This is a genomic window from Priestia veravalensis (assembly GCF_001457055.1).
Lineage (GTDB): Bacteria > Bacillota > Bacilli > Bacillales > Bacillaceae_H > Priestia > Priestia flexa.
This window is the reverse complement of sequence record NZ_KQ758698.1, coordinates 1-17,138: the sequence shown is the minus strand read 5'-3', so window position 1 is coordinate 17,138 and position 17,138 is coordinate 1. Positions and strand designations below refer to the sequence as shown.

Sequence of the window (17,138 nt, the reverse complement as noted above, 5' to 3'; positions counted from 1 at the left end):
AAGGCTATCGCCCAATGCATGTAGACTTTCAATTTCTACTAGCTGTGCAAAAAGTAATAATTTAAGGAATGATTCTGTCGTTAATTTTTTCGTATAGTAATCTAATTTCAATGTTTTCACGTTATCTTCTAATAATTGAAGATTAATTGGTGAAAACCATTGTCCAAATGAAGTTTTTCGTGTAATCTTGTCCATAAGTTTGGTCCTTTATTAGTGGATTTGGACGGGTTACCACCATCTATTTCCATTATAAAGGACTTTTTGTTTGCCTAAAATAATAAAATTGAAGATTTTGAGTCTTTTTAATAGTTAATTTAAATTAATGCAACACTAGTGCAGAAAAAACCATATTAAAAAGAGACTGAGACATAAGTAATTCAGCCTCTACTATACCTGAACGATTGAGAGTTCATAACTTTTAATCGTTCAGGTTTTTTGTTGACCGGATAACAATAAGAAATTTAGCTCATCTTTGTTCATAACTAAGTCTTGAAGCGTATAACCATCAAGTACTTTGATAAAAGCTTGCATGGCTTCGTAGAGCACATGCTTGAGCTTGCATGAAGGAGAAATTGTACATTTATTAAGCTCGCTGTTAAAACATTCAACAATATGAAAATCTTCTTCTGTTTGGCGCACGACAGCACCAATATTAATTTCTTTAGGGTTTTTTGCTAATCGAATGCCGCCTTTACGCCCGCGGATCGTCTCTATTAATCCAAGCTTTCCTAGTTCATGGGTTACCTTCATCAAGTGATTCTTTGATATTTGATAAGCGTCCGCAATTTCTTTAATATTGCTTAAGCTTTGACGATCTCGAACAGCTAAGTAAAGCAGCACACGTAAGGAATAATCCGTATACTGTGTTAGCCTCATAGTTTCACGCTTCTTTCTGTACTAACTTTATTAATCATATCATGACTGTTTCCGACAGGAATAGCAAGTTGCTCTTTGTTTCGCACATTGCTAATTTGTGAATTATTTATTGCGGTTTTCAGAAGTAGCTATTTTTTTCAAGAAGTTTAGGGTATTATAAAGATGTATTTTTGATATATCTTTTTTGTTTTAAAACATATATATTAAATATATCTTTTTAGGAGGACAACAAAATGAATCAGCATGAAATTGATATTGTAAAAAGCACGGCTCCTGTTTTAGCACAGTATGGTGAACAAATTACGACCTGTTTTTATCGAAATTTATTTGAAGCTCATCCGGAGTTATTAAACGTATTTAATCGTACAAATCAACGAACAGGGCGCCAACAAACCGCTCTTGCTAACACGGTATATGCAGCCGCACAGCATATCGATCAGCTCCATGTATTGGTTCCTGTTGTGAAACAAATTGCTCATAAACACCGAAGCATTGGTGTGAAAGCTGAGCATTATCCGATTGTAGGTGAATTTTTACTTGGGGCTATTAAAGAGGTCCTTGGAGATAGCGCAACCGATGATATTTTAGCAGCATGGAAGAAAGCATACGGAGACATTGCTGACATTTTTATTTCTGTCGAAAAAGAAATGTATGAGCAAGCGGAAGGTGCTAAAGGTGGATGGAGTGATTATAAACCGTTTGTGGTGGCTAAGAAAGTTAAAGAGTCGAGTGATGTGTACTCTTTCTATTTAAAACCGGTCGATCAAAATCCATTACCTACTTTTTTACCAGGGCAGTATGTAAGTGTGCGTGTTCAGGTACCTTCAGAGGAATTTATGTCTATTCGTCAATATAGCTTATCTGATTTTGGGGACCAGTCATACTATCGCATTACGGTAAAACGAGAAGTGAATGTAGCAGAAGGGGAAGTATCAGCTTATTTACATGATCATGTAGAAGTAGGAAATGAAATTGAAATGAGCGCGCCTGCTGGTGACTTTGTTTTAGAGCAGAGCGAAGAGCATCCAGTGGTCTTGATTAGCGGAGGAGTTGGCATAACGCCAACAATGCCAATGTTGAAAAAATCCATTGAAGAGCATCGGGATATTACGTTTATTCATGCAGTGAGAACGAAAGAACAGCATATTTTTAAAGATGATCTACAGGAGCTTTTCGCTAAGTATCCGTTTAGCTACCACGTAGCATATAGTGACGGAGATGTAGATGCCGACAGAACGTATGACCAAAAAGCTGGACGTATTATTCGCGACGACTTACAGAAGTGGTGTAAAAACACAGAAGCTTCTTTTTATATTTGTGGTTCACCATTATTTATGGAAGAAATGATTAAAAGCTTAAAGGCAATAGGAGTGAAAAGCGAAAGTATTCATTTTGAGGCTTTTACCCCTAAAATGAGCGTAGCGGTAACTGAATAAATTTGCGTAGAACGGGTAAAAAGCTAACAGGACTATAAACTGTTAGCTTTTTTTGATGAAAGGGAGTTTTTTAATGAACGAACAAGTATATGATGTGATTGGAATCGGTATTGGCCCATTTAATTTAGGACTTGCTGCTTTAATTGAGCCTGTTGAAGAAATAAGTGCGGTGTTCTTTGATAAAGAAGAGAAATTTGAGTGGCATCCCGGTATGTTAATTGACGGAACAGACTTGCAAGTACCATTTTTAGCAGACTTAGTTACGTTTGCTGATCCGACTAGTCCCTATACATTTTTAAACTATATCCATAAGCAAAAGCGCATGTATCCATTTTTTTATTTTAATCGATTCGATATTCCAAGGCAGGAGTATAACGAATATGCCAAATGGGTAGAAGCCCAGCTTAAATCGTGCCATTTTCAACATGAAGTTGTGGATGTAAAGAATCATGAATATGGATATGAAGTAACTGTGAAGCAGACGAAGAGCAATAAAGAGGAGCTATTTTATGCGAAGCATGTGGTGCTCGGAACAGGTGCAGTTCCATTCGTACCAAAAGGTCTAAAACATTCCCTGGGAAATGATGTCGTACATAGCAGTTCATATTTACAGCACAAAGAGCATTTACAACAAGGACATCATATTACCGTAGTTGGTTCTGGTCAAAGCGCGGCAGAGATTTTTTATGACCTTTTAAAAAATCAGCCTACATATGGCTATCATCTGAGTTGGTTTACTCGCTCTTCAAACTTTCAGCAGTTAGATCAGTCAAAGCTTGCTCAAGAGCTATTCTCACCAGATTATGTTCAGCATTTTCATGATCTTCCTTTTAAAGAACGAATCCAAGCGTTAGAAGATTTAAATCCTTTACGAAATGGGATTGAAGCTTCCACTCTTCAGCATATTTATGATTTAATGTATCATCGCTCGATTCAAGGTGAGGTTCCGGTTACGATTCGAGCTTCAATCGAAGTAGAAGGAATAACAAATGAAGGTGGCTATCACTTACACTGCCGTCAAAAGCAAACAAATAAAGAATTCGCTTACGAAACTGATCGAGTGGTTCTCGCAACGGGTTATAAACCACACTTGCCAAAATGGATGGGTAAATTTCACAATGAAATTGAATGGGAAGATGATAAGCGTTTTAAAGTAATGAAAGACTATCGCTTGCAGTTCAAAACCCCTCGTGACCATTACATGTTTACGCTAACAAATATTGAGCATTCCCATGGTTCAAGCGCAACAAACTTAGGGCTATCTGTTCAACGAAAGCAATGTATCGTTAATACAATTGCGGGTAAAGAAATTTATCCTGTTTCCTTTAACACGACCTTTCAACAATTTGATTTACCTGAATGAGGGTGTGACATAACTACATGATTCCTTCTCAAAGAAGAATCGTGACTGTTCTAAACGAATTAAGTTGTCAGAAAGCGTTCGTTCCATTGCACTACAGACACTCGCTTTCGGCGGGGAGGAACCTGATCCTCCTCGCTTCGCTGAGCGATCTCAGTTTTTCCTCCAGTTCCCGCAGGAGTCGCGTGTCCTACGCTCTATTCCACTCTTTTTTTAAACTTGTTTTCCAAGTCAACAAACAACTGAAGTATAAAAAAGAGATAACTCTCCATAGTTCGGATATATCATTGAATGAAATACTTATGTACCATCCTCATTTTTATGAGAAATGTAAGTGTTTACAGTTAAAAACTTACTTTGTCTTTTTATTTTTTTTCGGTATAATGACATAATTGTATTCAATAAATCAGGAGTTTTGTCTCAGTATTGTCAAAGGATATGGTTCGGTGTCTATCGCATCGATACTTTTACCTCCTATTTTGTTATGTCAAAGTAGAAGGTAGAAGTGTGGATAAAACATACATGTTGATTTAACCATTATAGTATTTGAGGTGAGTAGAAAAAGTGAACATATCAGAATTTATAAATAGCATAAATGGTTTTTTATGGGGGCCATTTATGATTACGTTTTTATTGGGAATTGGTATCCTTTATACGTTTCGCTTAGGCTTTATCCAAGTAACAATGCTCAAACAAGCATTTGTTCAAACGTTTGGCGGAATGTTTAAAAAGAACCCTGACAATAAAGATGGAATTTCTCCCTTTCAAGCGTTGGCAACATCAGTTGCTGCTCAGGTTGGGACAGGAAATCTAGCGGGTGTTGCAACAGCTATTGCTTTGGGAGGACCTGGGGCTATTTTTTGGATGTGGGTTAGCTCGTTTTTCGGCATGGCCACGATTTTTGCAGAGGCAGTTCTTGCGCAGAAATATAAAGAAGAGAAAGATGGCCAGATTGTTGGAGGACCTGCTTATTATATCCGAAAAGGAGTAGGGAGCAAATGGTTAGCGGGCTTTTTTGCCGTGTCCATTATTATCGCACTTGGGTTTATCGGAAATATGGTGCAGTCAAACTCCATCGCAGCATCCTTTGATACGTTCAATATTCCACGCGTTGCAGTAGGAATTGTTGTTGCGATATTAATTGGCTTTATTATCTTTGGCGGAATTCAGCGAATCGCAAAAATTGCTGAATTTGTTGTACCGTTTATGGCACTTTTCTATATAGGAGGAAGCTTAGTTATCGTATTCGCAAATTTCTCTGGAATCGTGGATGCGTTTATATTAATCGTAGAATCAGCGTTTAATCCAGCTGCTGCCACTGGTGGAGTTATCGGCGCAACAATTAAAGAAGCTATTCGTTATGGGGTTTCACGTGGGTTATTTTCCAACGAAGCAGGAATGGGCTCAACGCCTCATGCTCACGCTGCGGCAAACGTAAAACATCCTGCTCAGCAGGGATTAGTTGCTATCATAGCGGTTGTAATTGACACCGTCATTATTTGTACCCTAACAGCGCTCGTCATTATCATGACGAAATCCTATGAAACGGGCTTAAATGGTATCCAGTTAACTCAAGAAAGTTTTACAAGGGGTCTCGGCGAGTTTGGCCACCCGTTTATTGCAATTTGTTTATTCTTCTTTGCTTTCACAACCATTTTAGGATGGTACTATTTTGGAGAAAACAATATCAATTATCTGTTTGGAAAAAAAGGAATCAGCGTTTACCGTGCGCTTGTACTACTTTTTATTGTGTTAGGATCTACTTTAAACGTTACGCTTGTATGGGACTTAGCCGATACATTCAATGCATTAATGGTTCTGCCAAACGTAATCGCGCTCTTTATTTTGAGCCCTGTTGTAGTCAAAATTTATAAAGAATATAAGACAAAATGGTAAAGCTTTGCGGTCAGCAAAGCTTTTTTTGTACATATCATTTGTAAATTCCATGTTTAAGGTGAAAAGACAAGGGTACATTATTTATAGAACAAAAGCTATTACACAGAAATAAAGGAGTTGCTTGTTGAGATGAGTAAAAAAATCGCAGTATTAGTAACAGATTTATTTGAAGATGTGGAATATACAGACCCTGCCAAAGCATTGAAAGAAGCAGGTCATGAGCTAACAACGATTGACGTTGAAGGCGGCAAAACAGTAAAAGGTAAGCAAGGAGAAACAACGATCAGCATTGATAAAGGTATTAAAGAGGTAAAGCCAGAAGAGTTTGATGCTTTATTCTTACCAGGAGGTTTTTCACCTGACATTCTGCGCGCTAACGATGATGTCGTTGCATTTACAAAAGCATTTATGGATGAGAAAAAGCCGGTTATGGCCATCTGTCACGGCCCGCAGCTTTTAATTAATGCAGATACGTTAAAAGGTCGCGATATTACAGGCTATAAGTCAATTGCGGTTGACTTGAAAAACGCAGGCGCAAACTTCCATGATAAAGAAGTTGTTGTGTGCCAAAACCAACTAGTTACAAGCCGTACACCTGATGATTTACCTGCATTCATTCGTGAATCAGTAAATGTATTATCATAAGAATAAAAAGCGCTCAGCTGAGCGCTTTTTTCTTGTTTAAAGTGACTCGTTGACGAGTTTGGCGATACCAAATGTAAAAGAGGGTGGTAAGACCAACAGAGACCATTCCAAAAGCAACCGTCATTAATTGAAAACCAATGCTATCTAGCAAGAAGCCCGTTGTTAGAAGCACAACTTGAAAGACGATACGTTCAAGCATATTACGGAACGAAAAGAAGCGACCGTGAAAGTCTTTTGGTACGGTTGTTTGAAAAATCGTTGCTGCAACAGGGAAAAAGCAGCCGATAGCAAAGCCGAAAATTGTGAATGCGATGATAGTAATAAGAGAATTTGTAGCCATGTAGAGCATGAGTTGTGAAACCCCTACAAATAATGAAAAAACAAATAAGATTTGAACTTGGCTTATATATTTCGTGAGTTGTTTAACAGTAAACGCACCGAGCATAAATGCAATTCCTTCAGCTGTATAGATCCAGCCTTTAATAGCTGCGCTGTCTTGAAGCTCACTAATGTTAATGACAATTAAGTTAAAGCCACCAATAAATAATAAAGGAATCAACAGCATGATAAGCGTAATTGAAACAATAGGCTCCTGCTTAATCATTGGGAATAACGTGCTAAAATCCCGCTTTTCTTTTACATGTTCCCCAACCTTCGACACGCTGTCATCGTCAACTTTTAATAGCATCGTTAATAAAAATAAAGCGAGATAAGCAGCGAATGAAAAGAGGTAAAGCGTATGTAAAGGCATGATCATTAAAAGAGCACCGCCCAATGCTGTACCTAAAATTCTAGACAGCGTAGAAACATTCATGTATACGCCGTTTAGCTGAAGTAATTCTTTTTCATCTACAACAAGGGGAAGGGTAGCCTGCAGAGCAGGAAAATAGAATGCAGCAGAAATTTGAATTAAAATAAGGAAAACAATCATCCAGCCAATTGAATCAGTTGCTAATGCAAGCAGCATAAATAAGACGCTGATTGTTCGAAGCAATCCGGCTGCTAGCATTACTTTCTTTTTATGTAATTGGTCAGTAAGCTTTCCAGCAAGAGGACCGAGGGCAACCCCAATGACAATTCCAATGGCTAAGATAATTGATTTCATAAAATCAGAAGGGATTTTAGCCTGCATAAACTCTAGATTGCCGATAATCCCCATCCATAGACCTAATCCAGCGATTAGCTCACCCAACAGCAAAATCCATACATTGCGATTTTTCCACATAATATCGTTCCCCGATCATTTTAGTAAGTATGTCGACAAAGTACTTCGTGTTTCTAAATGAATCTACACACTGAATCATATCACAAAACATCTTCTTGAATGGTAAAAAAGGATATAAAATGGTCTCATTCCTATTATTCTCATTCTTTTCTTGTAACGTTTGTAACGCTATATTTACAGTTATATTACTAGCGATTTTAATAGAATGGAAAAAGAGAGGGGAAAAGTGAGGAATACCAAGGGCTAGCGATATATTAAAAAAAATTACAAAAAACTCTAGTTAATTTTGGTAACGGAAAAGCGGTTGATTGAATCTATGAATCCATGTAACAATGAATATGCAACGCGAGATTAGCAGATTCATTCTGTAGCGTAGCTGTCTACAAATACAGATATCTTTCAAGGAGGAATTTACAACATGAATAAGAAGTTCCGTATTGCTACAATCGCAGGTGCCGTTTCAATCGGCTTATTAACAGCAGGACAAGCTAACGCAGCTGCACCTGACTGCAACACACCAAAGCAAATTACTATTAAAGATGCTCAAGCAGCACAAAATATAAATGTCGATGAGTTAGTAAAGAAATACAATGCTCAACCACAAAAAGCTGAGGCGGCAGCACCAGCTAAGAAAGAAGCACAGCCAAAAGCTGAAGCAGCACAGCCAGCTCAGCAAGCTGAAGCAAAACCAGCAGAATCTAAAGATTCAAAAGCTGAAGCAAAAAACGTAAGCGAGTTTGAACAACAAGTAGTTACATTAGTAAACGAAGAGCGAGCGAAAGAAGGTTTAAAACCACTTGAGCTTGACACAGAACTAAGTGACGTAGCTCGTGAAAAATCAAAAGACATGATGGATAAAGGTTACTTTGACCACACTTCACCAACGTACGGTTCACCATTTGATATGATGAAGCAATTTGGCATTGAATATTCATCTGCAGGTGAAAACATTGCAAAAGGTCAAAAAACACCTGAAGAAGTAATGGAAGGCTGGATGAACAGTGATGGCCACCGTAAAAACATCATGAACCCTGATTTCACTCACATCGGTGTAGGCTTTGTTGAAGGAGATTCAACTTACTGGACACAAATGTTTATTTCAAAATAATTCATGACACAAGAAAGCAAGCAGAAGAAAATCTGCTTGCTTTTTTATGTTTTTTATTAAAGAAAGTCGGGTAAATTAATGTCATAAGACAAGGAAAGGGTGCGATGCGCATGAGAAGAATTTTAAAAAAAATCATAGTAGCTGTATTCCCTATTTTAATGAAAGAAGGCTACCAGTACTATAAAAACCGAAAGAATCGTTCAACAACGTCTACGCGTACGTATAAATAAAAAACTCACTCTCATTACGAGAGTGAGCTTTTTTGTGAATTAATTCGCTTCTATATCAATATGTTTAAAGCTCATAAAGTCAAAAAGTCCTTTATCCGTTAATTTTAAGCATGGGATAACGGGTAAGCTTAAAAAAGATAAAGTAAGCAATGGATTGAAGGCATCGCTAATATCTAATCCTTTTAATGCTTCATGTAGAACGTGAAGCTCTTTGTTTACTTGTTCGTAAGGTAGAGGAGACATGAGGCCTCCAATTGAAAGTGGAAGAGAAGCAAGCACTTGTTCATCCTTTACGAGTACAATTCCACCTTGGGTTTTTTCCATTTCTTTAATGGTCATCAATAAATCCCGGTCATTTGTACCAACAGCTACAACATTGTGAGAGTCGTGAGCAATCGTTGTTGCGATGGCTCCGTCTTTTAATTGAAACCCTTTGACAATCCCAAGGCCGATATTGCCCGTTTGGTGGTGGCGCTCGGCCACGACTAATTTTAAATGATCTCTCTCTGTATCAATCGTGAACGTTCCGTTTTCAACTACTACTTCTTCCACTACGTGGTTGGTAATAAGCTGGTTTGGAATGATTTCAATAATATTTGCTTTATTGTTCTTCATGTTAATTTGCAGCTGTTCAATGGAAATAGATTTCAAATTTACCGAGTGCATCAAGTCTTTAGGCTCGTTTGTTTCATTAGCCGGTTCAACGACAAGCTGGCCGCTTTTGGCCACTACTTCTCCATTTGTAATAACCGTTGACGCATAAATATTTTCTAGTTCATCAAATAGCATGATGTTTGCTTTGTATCCAGGAGCAACAGCACCTTGTTGCGCTAAACCGTAGCACTCAGCTGCGTTTAATGATGCCATTTGGATTGCCATAAGTGGGTCCAAACCTTCGTTCACTGCAAGGCGAACGTTGTGGTCAACAGATCCTTCGGCTAGCAAATCATCTAGATGCTTATCGTCTGTACAGAATAAGAATCGTCGAACGTTGCGCTCATTAACAGCCGGCAGCAACTGCTTCAAATCTTTGGCAACAGAGCCTTCACGGATAAGGACGTGCATGCCACGCTGAACGCGCTCGAGTGCTTCATCAGCTGTTACGCATTCGTGATCCGTTGAAATGTGAGCTGTTCGATAAATATTAATCCCTGTTGCATCCAATCCGGCTCCATGGCCATCGATTACGCCTTGATGATCTTTGGCTGCCTGAAGTTTAGCAAGCATATCATCGTTCGCATCACGGACAGCAGGAAAGTCCATAACTTCCGCTAAACCAATCACGCGTTCATGATTGAAAAAAGGTCGTAAGTCCTCTGCTTTTAAGACAGCTCCAGAGCTTTCAAACGGAGTAGCTGGAATGCTTGATGGCAAGTTAATAAGTACTTCAAGCGGAAGGTTTTCAGAGTTTTGGAGCATAAATTCAATGCCTTTTTCGCCTGAAACGTTGGCAATTTCATGAGGGTCAGTTACGACAGTGGTAACGCCTCTCGGTACGAGAAGCTTTGCAAACTCTTTCGGTGTGACCATTGATGACTCAATATGAACATGGCCATCAATGAAAGTAGGTGAGACATATTTGCCAGTCGCATCGATTATTTGTTTGCCTTCATATTCACCAAGGCCAACAATCATTCCGTCCGCGATGGCAATGTCTGCTTCAAGAACGCTTAATGTAAACACATCGATAATACGTCCGTTTTTTATGACTAAGTCAGCTGGAATTTGTTTATTTGCAACAGCAATTTGCTTTTTAAGTGAATGGTTTGACATAATGGTTTATCTCCTCTCATTGTGAAACAATGAAGGACTAAAAAGAGTAGAACACCGCTCGGAAGTAATATAGAGGTATAAAAATGTTCAACTCTCGTAGTCCAACTATTTACGGTAGTTTGGTAGAAACTCTTGGACCCTATTTCCAAGATTATACGAGTGTATGCTTATAGGTATTGCGATACATTGTATCTGTATTTTGAGAAGTCGTCAATTACTATTGGAAAAGAAAGACTTTTGCGAATATTCTACTCGTATAATGTTTTAAAGAAAAATAAACGAATGTCGTGAAGTTGGAAGAAGTGATGTGGGTAAGAAAAAGCCGCCAATGTACAGAGCAGGCATTGACGACGTTTGTGAAGCTTAAGCTTACTTGCGTAACGCCCCTAATTCTTCTGCAATTGCTTGCATTTCACTTGGACTGAATGAGTCTTTACGCATAACCATTTCATATAAATATTTTAAATCCTCGTACATTTCTTCATCAAAAGCATCGCCTTTAATTGCACCGATGTTTAACATGCGAAGCTTTTCGCTAATTTGATCAATCATAAACGTAATGTTTTCTGGAGACTTTACTGATAAATCCACTATGTTCATCCTTCCGAGCTTTTTTCTCATTGTAACATGTTTTGATAAGAAGAACACTGTGTTGTCAAACTCTTTGACCAAAAACAGGGTTTTCTTAAATGAAAAGGCTTGTATATAATGTTTGTAATAAGAGAAAGGAGTCGAAACTATGGTTAAAGTACTATTTGTATGTCTTGGCAACATCTGTCGCTCTCCAATGGCAGAAGCAATCTTTCGAAAGTTCGTAAAAGACAAAGGGCTCGAACAGCAAATTGAGGTTGATTCAGCCGGAACAGGAAACTGGCATGAGGGCAAGCCACCTCATGAAGGAACGCTTCGTATTTTAACGGACAATCAAATTGACGTTACAGGTTTAACAGCGCGCCAAGTTATTGAAGAAGATCTTAATCAATTTGATTATATTATTGGCATGGACGCTGAAAACGTGGGGAACTTAAGACGTATGGCTGGACATCATCGTGATGTACGCATTGAGCGTCTGTTAGATTATGTTCCACATTTGTCCGTTGAAAATGTTCCTGACCCTTATTATACGGGGGATTTTGATGAGGTATACGGCCTGGTTACAGCAGGATGTAAGCAGTTAGTAGAAGAAATCATAAAAGAGCACAAATTAAGCTAACTAAACAAGAGGAGAGTGGGAATATGAGTCAAGGAAAAAGTAAACTTCTTGAAGGGATTATTATTGGAGCAATAGCTGGTGCTGCAATTTCAATGCTTGATAAAAATACGCGTAGAACGGTTATTGAAAACAGTAAAGCTGTTAAAAATAAGACGGTACATATGATTAAACATCCAGATGAGGTAAAGCAAAATCTTCAAGAAAAATATGCTGCTGTGCGTGAAACAATTGAACAAGTATCCGATGATGTTTCGTTTTTAACGACACAGGTGGAACAGCTTAAGAAAACAACTCCCCAGGTATTAGACGTAGTAAAAACAACAAAGGAGACTTTCTCACATAAGTATGGCCAAGATGAACAGAAATAATTGAGAGGTGAGCATATGGCCGACACAACAAAGATTGTAGCTTTTATAAAAGAATTAGCAGCTCGCATTCATAACGATGAACTGCCAAGCCTGTCAGCGGAGCTAGCATACTATTTGCTTTTGTCGCTTTTTCCGTTTCTAATCTTTCTCATTACGCTCATTGGTTTTTTGCCCGTTCAAGCACCTGATTTATTGGAGCTTGTTGAAAGCTTTGCGCCAGATCAAGCAATGAGTATGATTGAAAATAATCTAGATAATATTATTGGCTCTCATAACGGAAAGTTGTTATCGTTTGGGATCATCGCGACAATGTGGTCAGCATCTAACGGAATTAATGCCATTGTGCGAGCATTTAACCGTGCTTACCATGTGCAAGAGAATCGTCCTTTTCTAGTGGCAAGAGGTATGGCTGTATTACTAACGTTTGCGATGATTTTCGTGATTATTGTGGCGCTGTTATTACCTGTGTTTGGTCATATGGTCGGCTTTTATCTGTTCTCAACCTTCGGATTATCTGAAACCTTTTTATCATTATGGGCTGCTTCTAGGTGGATTATTAGCGGTATTATCCTGTTTATTGTCTTTATGGGTTTATACTATTTTGCTCCTAACAAGCGCTTGACTTTAAAAAATGTTGTACAAGGAGCTGCTTTTGCAACAATTGGTTGGACGGTTGTGTCGTTTATTTTCTCATATTACGTTAATAATTTTGGAAACTATACGGCAACGTACGGGAGCTTAGGCGGCATTATTGTATTGTTGATCTGGCTGTATTTGTCAGGAATGATTATTGTCATTGGTGGAGAAATTAACGCCATTTTTTATGAGCGAAAAAAAGCAATCAAAGCATAAGGCGACCACCCTATTTGCATATATTGGTATGAAACGAAGAGTAGGAAGCGGGCATACTAATGGTGAAATGAAAGGGGGATTTACCATGACAAAACATACGAAAAAAGACGGAAGCAACACGAAACAAAACAAAAAAAGCCATCCAAAGCATAAGACAAGTAATAGCCAAAATGGGCAAAACGGCTACCATTAAGGAATATGCTTTTATAAAAAAAGAGGCCTGGTGAAGGGCCTCTTTTTGTGTTAAGACTTTAATAAGCGCAGTCCGTTTAGGATAACAAGAATTGTGCTTCCTTCATGCCCAATAACGCCAAAAGGCATATCAAGAACTTGAAGGAAGTTTGACGAAATTAATAAGAAAATAACGCTGATTGAGAAGATGACGTTTTGCTTAACAATGCTGTTCATTCTCTTAGATAATTTAACAGCATCGGCAATTCTTGATAAATTGTTTTTCATCAGTACAACGTCAGCTGTTTCTAACGCGACGTCTGTCCCTTCTCCCATCGCAATTCCAACATTAGAAGTAGCAAGAGCTGGTGCGTCGTTAATTCCGTCTCCAACCATCGCTACAGTCGAATATCTCTCTTTTAATTCTTTTACTTTGTCAACTTTTGCTTCAGGCAAGCATTCGGAAATATATTCATCTACCATGCATTCTTTTGCGATTGCTTCCGCTGTTTTTTTACTATCTCCTGTAATCATGACGGTGTGAATGCCAAGTGATTTCAGTACTTTAATGGCTTCTACTGCTTCTGTTCGTACAACGTCTTTTAATGCTAAGATTCCAATAACGCCGTGTTCATCTCTTGCATAAACAACGGTTTTCCCCTCAGAAGCAAGATTTACCGCAGCTCCGTTTTTAAACGAAGTGGCATCATCTTTGCCAATGAAATCTGCTTTTCCAATCTTCCATTGTTTACCTTGGACCGTTCCAATAACACCAAAGCCTGGAACATCTTCAAGAGATTCAGGTTGAAGTAGCTGAAGATTCCTTTTGTCTTTTGCGAACTGCACAATTGACTGAGCAAGCGGATGGTTTGACTGACGCTCAATGGAAGCAATTTTAATTAAAAACTCATCTTCAGAAACGCCGTCACGAACGAGTACATCTGTTACCTCAGGCTTTCCTTTCGTAAGCGTCCCCGTTTTATCAAACGCCACTGCGTTTAAATGGTTTAATCGCTCTAAATGGACGCCTCCTTTAAATAGGATTCCTTTACGAGCTCCGTTCGAAATAGCTGAAAGCGAAGCTGGCGTAATGGACGCTACAAGTGCGCAAGGAGAGGCAACAACAAGTAAAATCATTGCTCTGTAAAACGTTTCAGTCCAGCTCCACCCAAGAACATAGTGAGGAAGAAACAGCATGATGGCAACAACAGAGAGAACCACTTTTACATAGGTTCCTTCAAAGCGTTCAATGAATAGCTGAGAAGGTGATTTTTCGCTTTGAGCACTTTGTACAAGCTGAATAATCTTTTGAAACAGTGTTTCCGTACTTGGCTTTGTCATTTTAATGACGATAGCCCCTTTTAAATTTACTGTACCAGCAAACACTTCTTCATCAGCCGCTTTTAAAACAGGAACGGATTCACCCGTGATGGCTGCTTGATCAATCGTTGTTTCACCTGATAAGACAATGCCATCTACCGGTACACGTTCACCAGGCTTCACGAGCAACGTATCGTTCACTTGTAGTTCAGAAATGGCTACGACTTCTTCATGATCTCCGTTTAAGCGCGTTGCTTCTTGAGGCTGTAAATCCATTAAAGCACTAATTTCACGGCTACTTTTATTCATGGTGTATGTTTCAAGCGCTCCGCTTAGTGCAAAGATAAAGATAAGCATGGCACCTTCTGTCCAGTAGCCAATCACAGCTGCACCAATGGCTGCAATAATCATCAGCATTTCCACGTTTAGTTCTTTATTTTCAATCGTTTCCTCAATACCTTCTTTAGCTTTGGCAAATCCTCCAATAACATAAGCCAGAATGAATAACGTAATAGATAAGGTCGAAGCATCTTGTTTTGATAAAAGCCAAGCAACTAAAATAAGCACGCCGCTTGCAAGAGCAGCAATCAATTCACCGTGTGTCTGCATGCCAGCAAGAAATGAAGAAGTCGATTGGTTCTCTTGTTTTTTTGCTAATGTTTGTTCCATAAAAAGCCTCCTATAATGTAGTAGTTGAGAAGAATAATCACAATCATTACCCCTAAAAAAGCACAAAAGCTGCCATCTCAGCGATAGCAGCACGTCTTACAATTGTTATAAAGTTTTTTTGAATATATTAGTAACAAAAGTATAACATGGAATAGCTACAGAAGGAATAGTGAAAATGGCGCTTATAACCTAAAAAGAGTATATGCGCTCACATGTCTAAGTGTTCTTCATATAGTCGGTATGCGGATGAATAAACATGCTCAATATCAGCATCCGTCATGTACATTAACGTCTCACGATCAAACCCCTTAATTGTTTCAATAAACATAATCATATTCTTGCGCTCTTGTCTGCTCATTGTTATTTCTCCTCTCAGTCTGTTTTAATACAGATTATTATTATTAATTGTATTATATAACAGTTTTCTGAATTTTGTGTAGCTTTTTTTTGAAATTAGGCTTATTTTTTTAAAATTGTTGATTTAGCCTAGAAATTGCAGACGCTGTATCTAGTTTTAAACGATTAAATACAAAAATAATGAAGCGAAGGAGCGTGCGACTCCTTAGTAATGAAAACAGTATTTCTGGAAATAGTAACAGTTGACAAATATTTTTATTGAATTTACAATCATGTATATGAGCATATGCTCATATAATGTCATATGTTGTGGAAGGGGAATCTTTAATGAAGAGAGAAGACCATCACTTTTTATCAGACAGAACAGTCGACGAAGCATCTCGCATGCTAAAAGCTATTTCTGATCCGACACGAATGAAAATTTTATATTTACTATTTCAAGAAGAATGTTCCGTTGGCCATATGACAGAAGTATTAAATATTTCACAATCTGCTGTATCCCACCAGCTAAGCTATTTGCGGAATTTACGATTAGTGAAATACAGAAGAGAAGGAAATACATACTTTTACACATATGCAGACGAACATGTTGTAGGTATTTTAAATCAAGTGATTCAGCATATTGAATGCGTGCATGAAGAATAGGGAGGAGATTGAATGAGTCACCACCATCATCACCATCACGGCCATGATCACCATGGTCATCAACACTTTGATATGCAGCGTGAAGGCAACCAAAAAGGGTTGCTTATTGCTTTATGTATTACAGCGGGTATCATGATTTTAGAATTCATTGGAGGACTTGTCACAAATAGCTTGGCTCTTCTATCAGACAGTGGTCATATGCTTTCGGATACAAGTTCATTAGCACTGAGTCTTGTAGCCATTTGGTTTGCAAACCGTGCAGCTTCATCTGAAAAAACGTACGGGTATTATCGCTTCGAAGTATTAGCTGCCTTGTTTAACGGAGTAACTCTCTTTGTTATCGCAGGTTTTATTATTTATGAAGCATATGAACGAGTATTAAATCCACAAACGGTTGCGAGTGGTACAATGATGATTATTGCAGCCATTGGTTTAGGTGCTAACCTGCTTAGTGCGTGGTCGCTGCTACGACAAGGGGACGTAAAGGATAACGTTAATTTGCGAAGTGCATACCTACACGTGTTAGGGGATGCTTTAGGCTCTGTGGGAGCATTAGTTGCCGGGCTGCTCATGCTTTTGTTTAATTGGTATATTGCCGATCCTATTATTTCCGTTGTGGTTGCACTCCTAATTCTAAAAAGTGCGTGGGGAGTATTAACTCATAGCTTTCATATCCTAATGGAAGGTTCGCCTGCACACGTAGATATAAATAAAATCAAGGAACTACTTAAAGAAATTGATGGCGTAAAAGGTGTTCACGATATTCATGTATGGACGATTACATCGGGACTTCATTCTTTTAGCTGTCATTTACAAGTAAGTGACGACCAGGACTGCCAGGCTATTTTACAAAAAGCGCTGAACTTAGTGAACGAGCAGTGTGGCATTGAGCATTCGACGATTCAAGTTGAGAAGTCGGGACTGGAGCATGGTGAGCTGAAGGTATAGAGGAGAATAGAAAGAGTTTGGGACATAACAAAATGATTGCTTCTAA

Annotated in this window: 17 protein-coding genes and 1 riboswitch; of the genes, 10 read left to right on the top strand and 7 right to left on the bottom strand. The window is 38.5% G+C overall.

Annotated features, from left to right (window positions below):
• Together AS180_RS18525 and AS180_RS18520 are read right to left on the bottom strand one after the other, a co-directional pair.
• A partial coding sequence (locus AS180_RS18525) for a DUF4372 domain-containing protein (protein WP_139109177.1) occupies positions 1-195 on the bottom strand: 195 nt, incomplete at its 3' end.
• A gap of 231 nt (positions 196-426) precedes the next feature.
• Positions 427-876 carry an RrF2 family transcriptional regulator gene (locus AS180_RS18520; protein ID WP_025907529.1) on the bottom strand — a complete coding sequence of 150 codons (450 nt, stop codon included), beginning with the start codon at positions 874-876 and terminating at the stop codon, positions 427-429.
• Positions 877-1,109: 233 nt separating this feature from the next.
• Here AS180_RS18520 and hmpA point away from each other — a divergent pair, with 233 nt between their 5' ends.
• The 4 genes from hmpA to AS180_RS18500 all read left to right on the top strand — a co-directional run bounded on the left by hmpA (position 1,110) and on the right by AS180_RS18500 (position 6,213).
• Positions 1,110-2,312 (top strand): NO-inducible flavohemoprotein, encoded by a 1,203-nt coding sequence (hmpA, locus tag AS180_RS18515; RefSeq protein WP_062687288.1) that lies wholly within the window; start codon positions 1,110-1,112, stop codon positions 2,310-2,312.
• Positions 2,313-2,385: 73 nt separating this feature from the next.
• Positions 2,386-3,675, top strand: coding sequence for a lysine N(6)-hydroxylase/L-ornithine N(5)-oxygenase family protein (locus tag AS180_RS18510; protein ID WP_062687287.1), 1,290 nt, complete (start codon positions 2,386-2,388; stop codon positions 3,673-3,675).
• Between the two features lie 615 nt (positions 3,676-4,290).
• On the top strand, positions 4,291-5,568 hold the full coding sequence (locus tag AS180_RS18505; protein WP_082636414.1) for an alanine/glycine:cation symporter family protein: 1,278 nt from the start codon (positions 4,291-4,293) through the stop codon (positions 5,566-5,568).
• 129 nt (positions 5,569-5,697) lie between these two features.
• Positions 5,698-6,213 carry a type 1 glutamine amidotransferase domain-containing protein gene (locus AS180_RS18500; protein WP_025907522.1) on the top strand — a complete coding sequence of 172 codons (516 nt, stop codon included), beginning with the start codon at positions 5,698-5,700 and terminating at the stop codon, positions 6,211-6,213.
• Positions 6,214-6,226: 13 nt separating this feature from the next.
• Here the strand turns inward: AS180_RS18500 and AS180_RS18495 are convergent, their stop codons facing one another.
• On the bottom strand, positions 6,227-7,438 hold the full coding sequence (locus tag AS180_RS18495) for an MFS transporter (protein WP_025907520.1): 1,212 nt from the start codon (positions 7,436-7,438) through the stop codon (positions 6,227-6,229).
• Between the two features lie 418 nt (positions 7,439-7,856).
• Between AS180_RS18495 and AS180_RS18490 the strand changes: the two genes are divergently transcribed.
• On the top strand, positions 7,857-8,546 hold the full coding sequence (locus AS180_RS18490) for a CAP domain-containing protein (protein WP_025907518.1): 690 nt from the start codon (positions 7,857-7,859) through the stop codon (positions 8,544-8,546).
• A gap of 269 nt (positions 8,547-8,815) precedes the next feature.
• On the opposite strand, the gene ade is transcribed toward AS180_RS18490, so the two are convergent.
• Together ade and AS180_RS18480 are read right to left on the bottom strand one after the other, a co-directional pair.
• Positions 8,816-10,549, bottom strand: a complete 1,734-nt coding sequence (gene ade, locus AS180_RS18485; protein WP_062687285.1) for an adenine deaminase — start codon at positions 10,547-10,549, stop codon at positions 8,816-8,818.
• Positions 10,550-10,626: 77 nt separating this feature from the next.
• Positions 10,627-10,728, bottom strand: a riboswitch (purine riboswitch).
• A 190-nt stretch (positions 10,729-10,918) separates the two neighbouring features.
• The gene (locus AS180_RS18480) at positions 10,919-11,140 is read right to left on the bottom strand and encodes a DUF1128 domain-containing protein (protein WP_025907514.1); all 222 of its coding nucleotides are present in this window, start codon (positions 11,138-11,140) and stop codon (positions 10,919-10,921) included.
• Positions 11,141-11,288: 148 nt separating this feature from the next.
• On the opposite strand from AS180_RS18480, the gene AS180_RS18475 reads away from it, so the two are divergent.
• The 3 genes from AS180_RS18475 to AS180_RS18465 are packed head-to-tail and all read left to right on the top strand — an operon-like array spanning position 11,289 to position 12,982.
• A complete protein-coding gene (locus tag AS180_RS18475; protein WP_025907513.1) occupies positions 11,289-11,762 on the top strand; it encodes a low molecular weight protein-tyrosine-phosphatase in 474 nt (157 codons plus the stop codon).
• A gap of 23 nt (positions 11,763-11,785) precedes the next feature.
• Positions 11,786-12,130, top strand: coding sequence for a hypothetical protein (locus AS180_RS18470; RefSeq protein WP_025907511.1), 345 nt, complete (start codon positions 11,786-11,788; stop codon positions 12,128-12,130).
• A 15-nt stretch (positions 12,131-12,145) separates the two neighbouring features.
• The gene (locus tag AS180_RS18465; RefSeq protein WP_025907509.1) at positions 12,146-12,982 is read left to right on the top strand and encodes a YihY/virulence factor BrkB family protein; all 837 of its coding nucleotides are present in this window, start codon (positions 12,146-12,148) and stop codon (positions 12,980-12,982) included.
• Positions 12,983-13,225: 243 nt separating this feature from the next.
• Here AS180_RS18465 and AS180_RS18455 read toward each other — a convergent pair whose 3' ends face one another.
• Positions 13,226-15,142 carry a heavy metal translocating P-type ATPase gene (locus AS180_RS18455; RefSeq protein WP_025907508.1) on the bottom strand — a complete coding sequence of 639 codons (1,917 nt, stop codon included), beginning with the start codon at positions 15,140-15,142 and terminating at the stop codon, positions 13,226-13,228.
• Between the two features lie 208 nt (positions 15,143-15,350).
• Entirely contained in the window at positions 15,351-15,500 is a 150-nt protein-coding gene (locus AS180_RS18450; RefSeq protein ID WP_035319822.1) for a BH0509 family protein, read from the bottom strand.
• A gap of 326 nt (positions 15,501-15,826) precedes the next feature.
• On the opposite strand from AS180_RS18450, the gene AS180_RS18445 reads away from it, so the two are divergent.
• Together AS180_RS18445 and AS180_RS18440 are read left to right on the top strand one after the other, a co-directional pair.
• On the top strand, positions 15,827-16,144 hold the full coding sequence (locus tag AS180_RS18445; protein ID WP_025907506.1) for an ArsR/SmtB family transcription factor: 318 nt from the start codon (positions 15,827-15,829) through the stop codon (positions 16,142-16,144).
• Between the two features lie 12 nt (positions 16,145-16,156).
• Entirely contained in the window at positions 16,157-17,092 is a 936-nt protein-coding gene (locus AS180_RS18440) for a cation diffusion facilitator family transporter (protein WP_025907505.1), read from the top strand.
• Positions 17,093-17,138: the final 46 nt, after the last annotated feature.

Coding starts and splice junctions, on each gene's coding strand:
- AS180_RS18505 (WP_082636414.1), top strand. CDS start 4,291: ATGATTACGTTTTTATTGGGAATTGGTATCCTTTATACGTTTCGCTTA.
- AS180_RS18465 (WP_025907509.1), top strand. CDS start 12,146: ATGGCCGACACAACAAAGATTGTAGCTTTTATAAAAGAATTAGCAGCT.
- AS180_RS18440 (WP_025907505.1), top strand. CDS start 16,157: ATGAGTCACCACCATCATCACCATCACGGCCATGATCACCATGGTCAT.
- AS180_RS18445 (WP_025907506.1), top strand. CDS start 15,827: ATGAAGAGAGAAGACCATCACTTTTTATCAGACAGAACAGTCGACGAA.
- AS180_RS18455 (WP_025907508.1), bottom strand. CDS start 15,142: ATGGAACAAACATTAGCAAAAAAACAAGAGAACCAATCGACTTCTTCA.
- AS180_RS18500 (WP_025907522.1), top strand. CDS start 5,698: ATGAGTAAAAAAATCGCAGTATTAGTAACAGATTTATTTGAAGATGTG.
- AS180_RS18510 (WP_062687287.1), top strand. CDS start 2,386: ATGAACGAACAAGTATATGATGTGATTGGAATCGGTATTGGCCCATTT.
- ade (WP_062687285.1), bottom strand. CDS start 10,549: ATGTCAAACCATTCACTTAAAAAGCAAATTGCTGTTGCAAATAAACAA.
- AS180_RS18470 (WP_025907511.1), top strand. CDS start 11,786: ATGAGTCAAGGAAAAAGTAAACTTCTTGAAGGGATTATTATTGGAGCA.
- AS180_RS18450 (WP_035319822.1), bottom strand. CDS start 15,500: ATGAGCAGACAAGAGCGCAAGAATATGATTATGTTTATTGAAACAATT.
- AS180_RS18490 (WP_025907518.1), top strand. CDS start 7,857: ATGAATAAGAAGTTCCGTATTGCTACAATCGCAGGTGCCGTTTCAATC.
- AS180_RS18520 (WP_025907529.1), bottom strand. CDS start 876: ATGAGGCTAACACAGTATACGGATTATTCCTTACGTGTGCTGCTTTAC.
- AS180_RS18475 (WP_025907513.1), top strand. CDS start 11,289: ATGGTTAAAGTACTATTTGTATGTCTTGGCAACATCTGTCGCTCTCCA.
- hmpA (WP_062687288.1), top strand. CDS start 1,110: ATGAATCAGCATGAAATTGATATTGTAAAAAGCACGGCTCCTGTTTTA.
- AS180_RS18495 (WP_025907520.1), bottom strand. CDS start 7,438: ATGTGGAAAAATCGCAATGTATGGATTTTGCTGTTGGGTGAGCTAATC.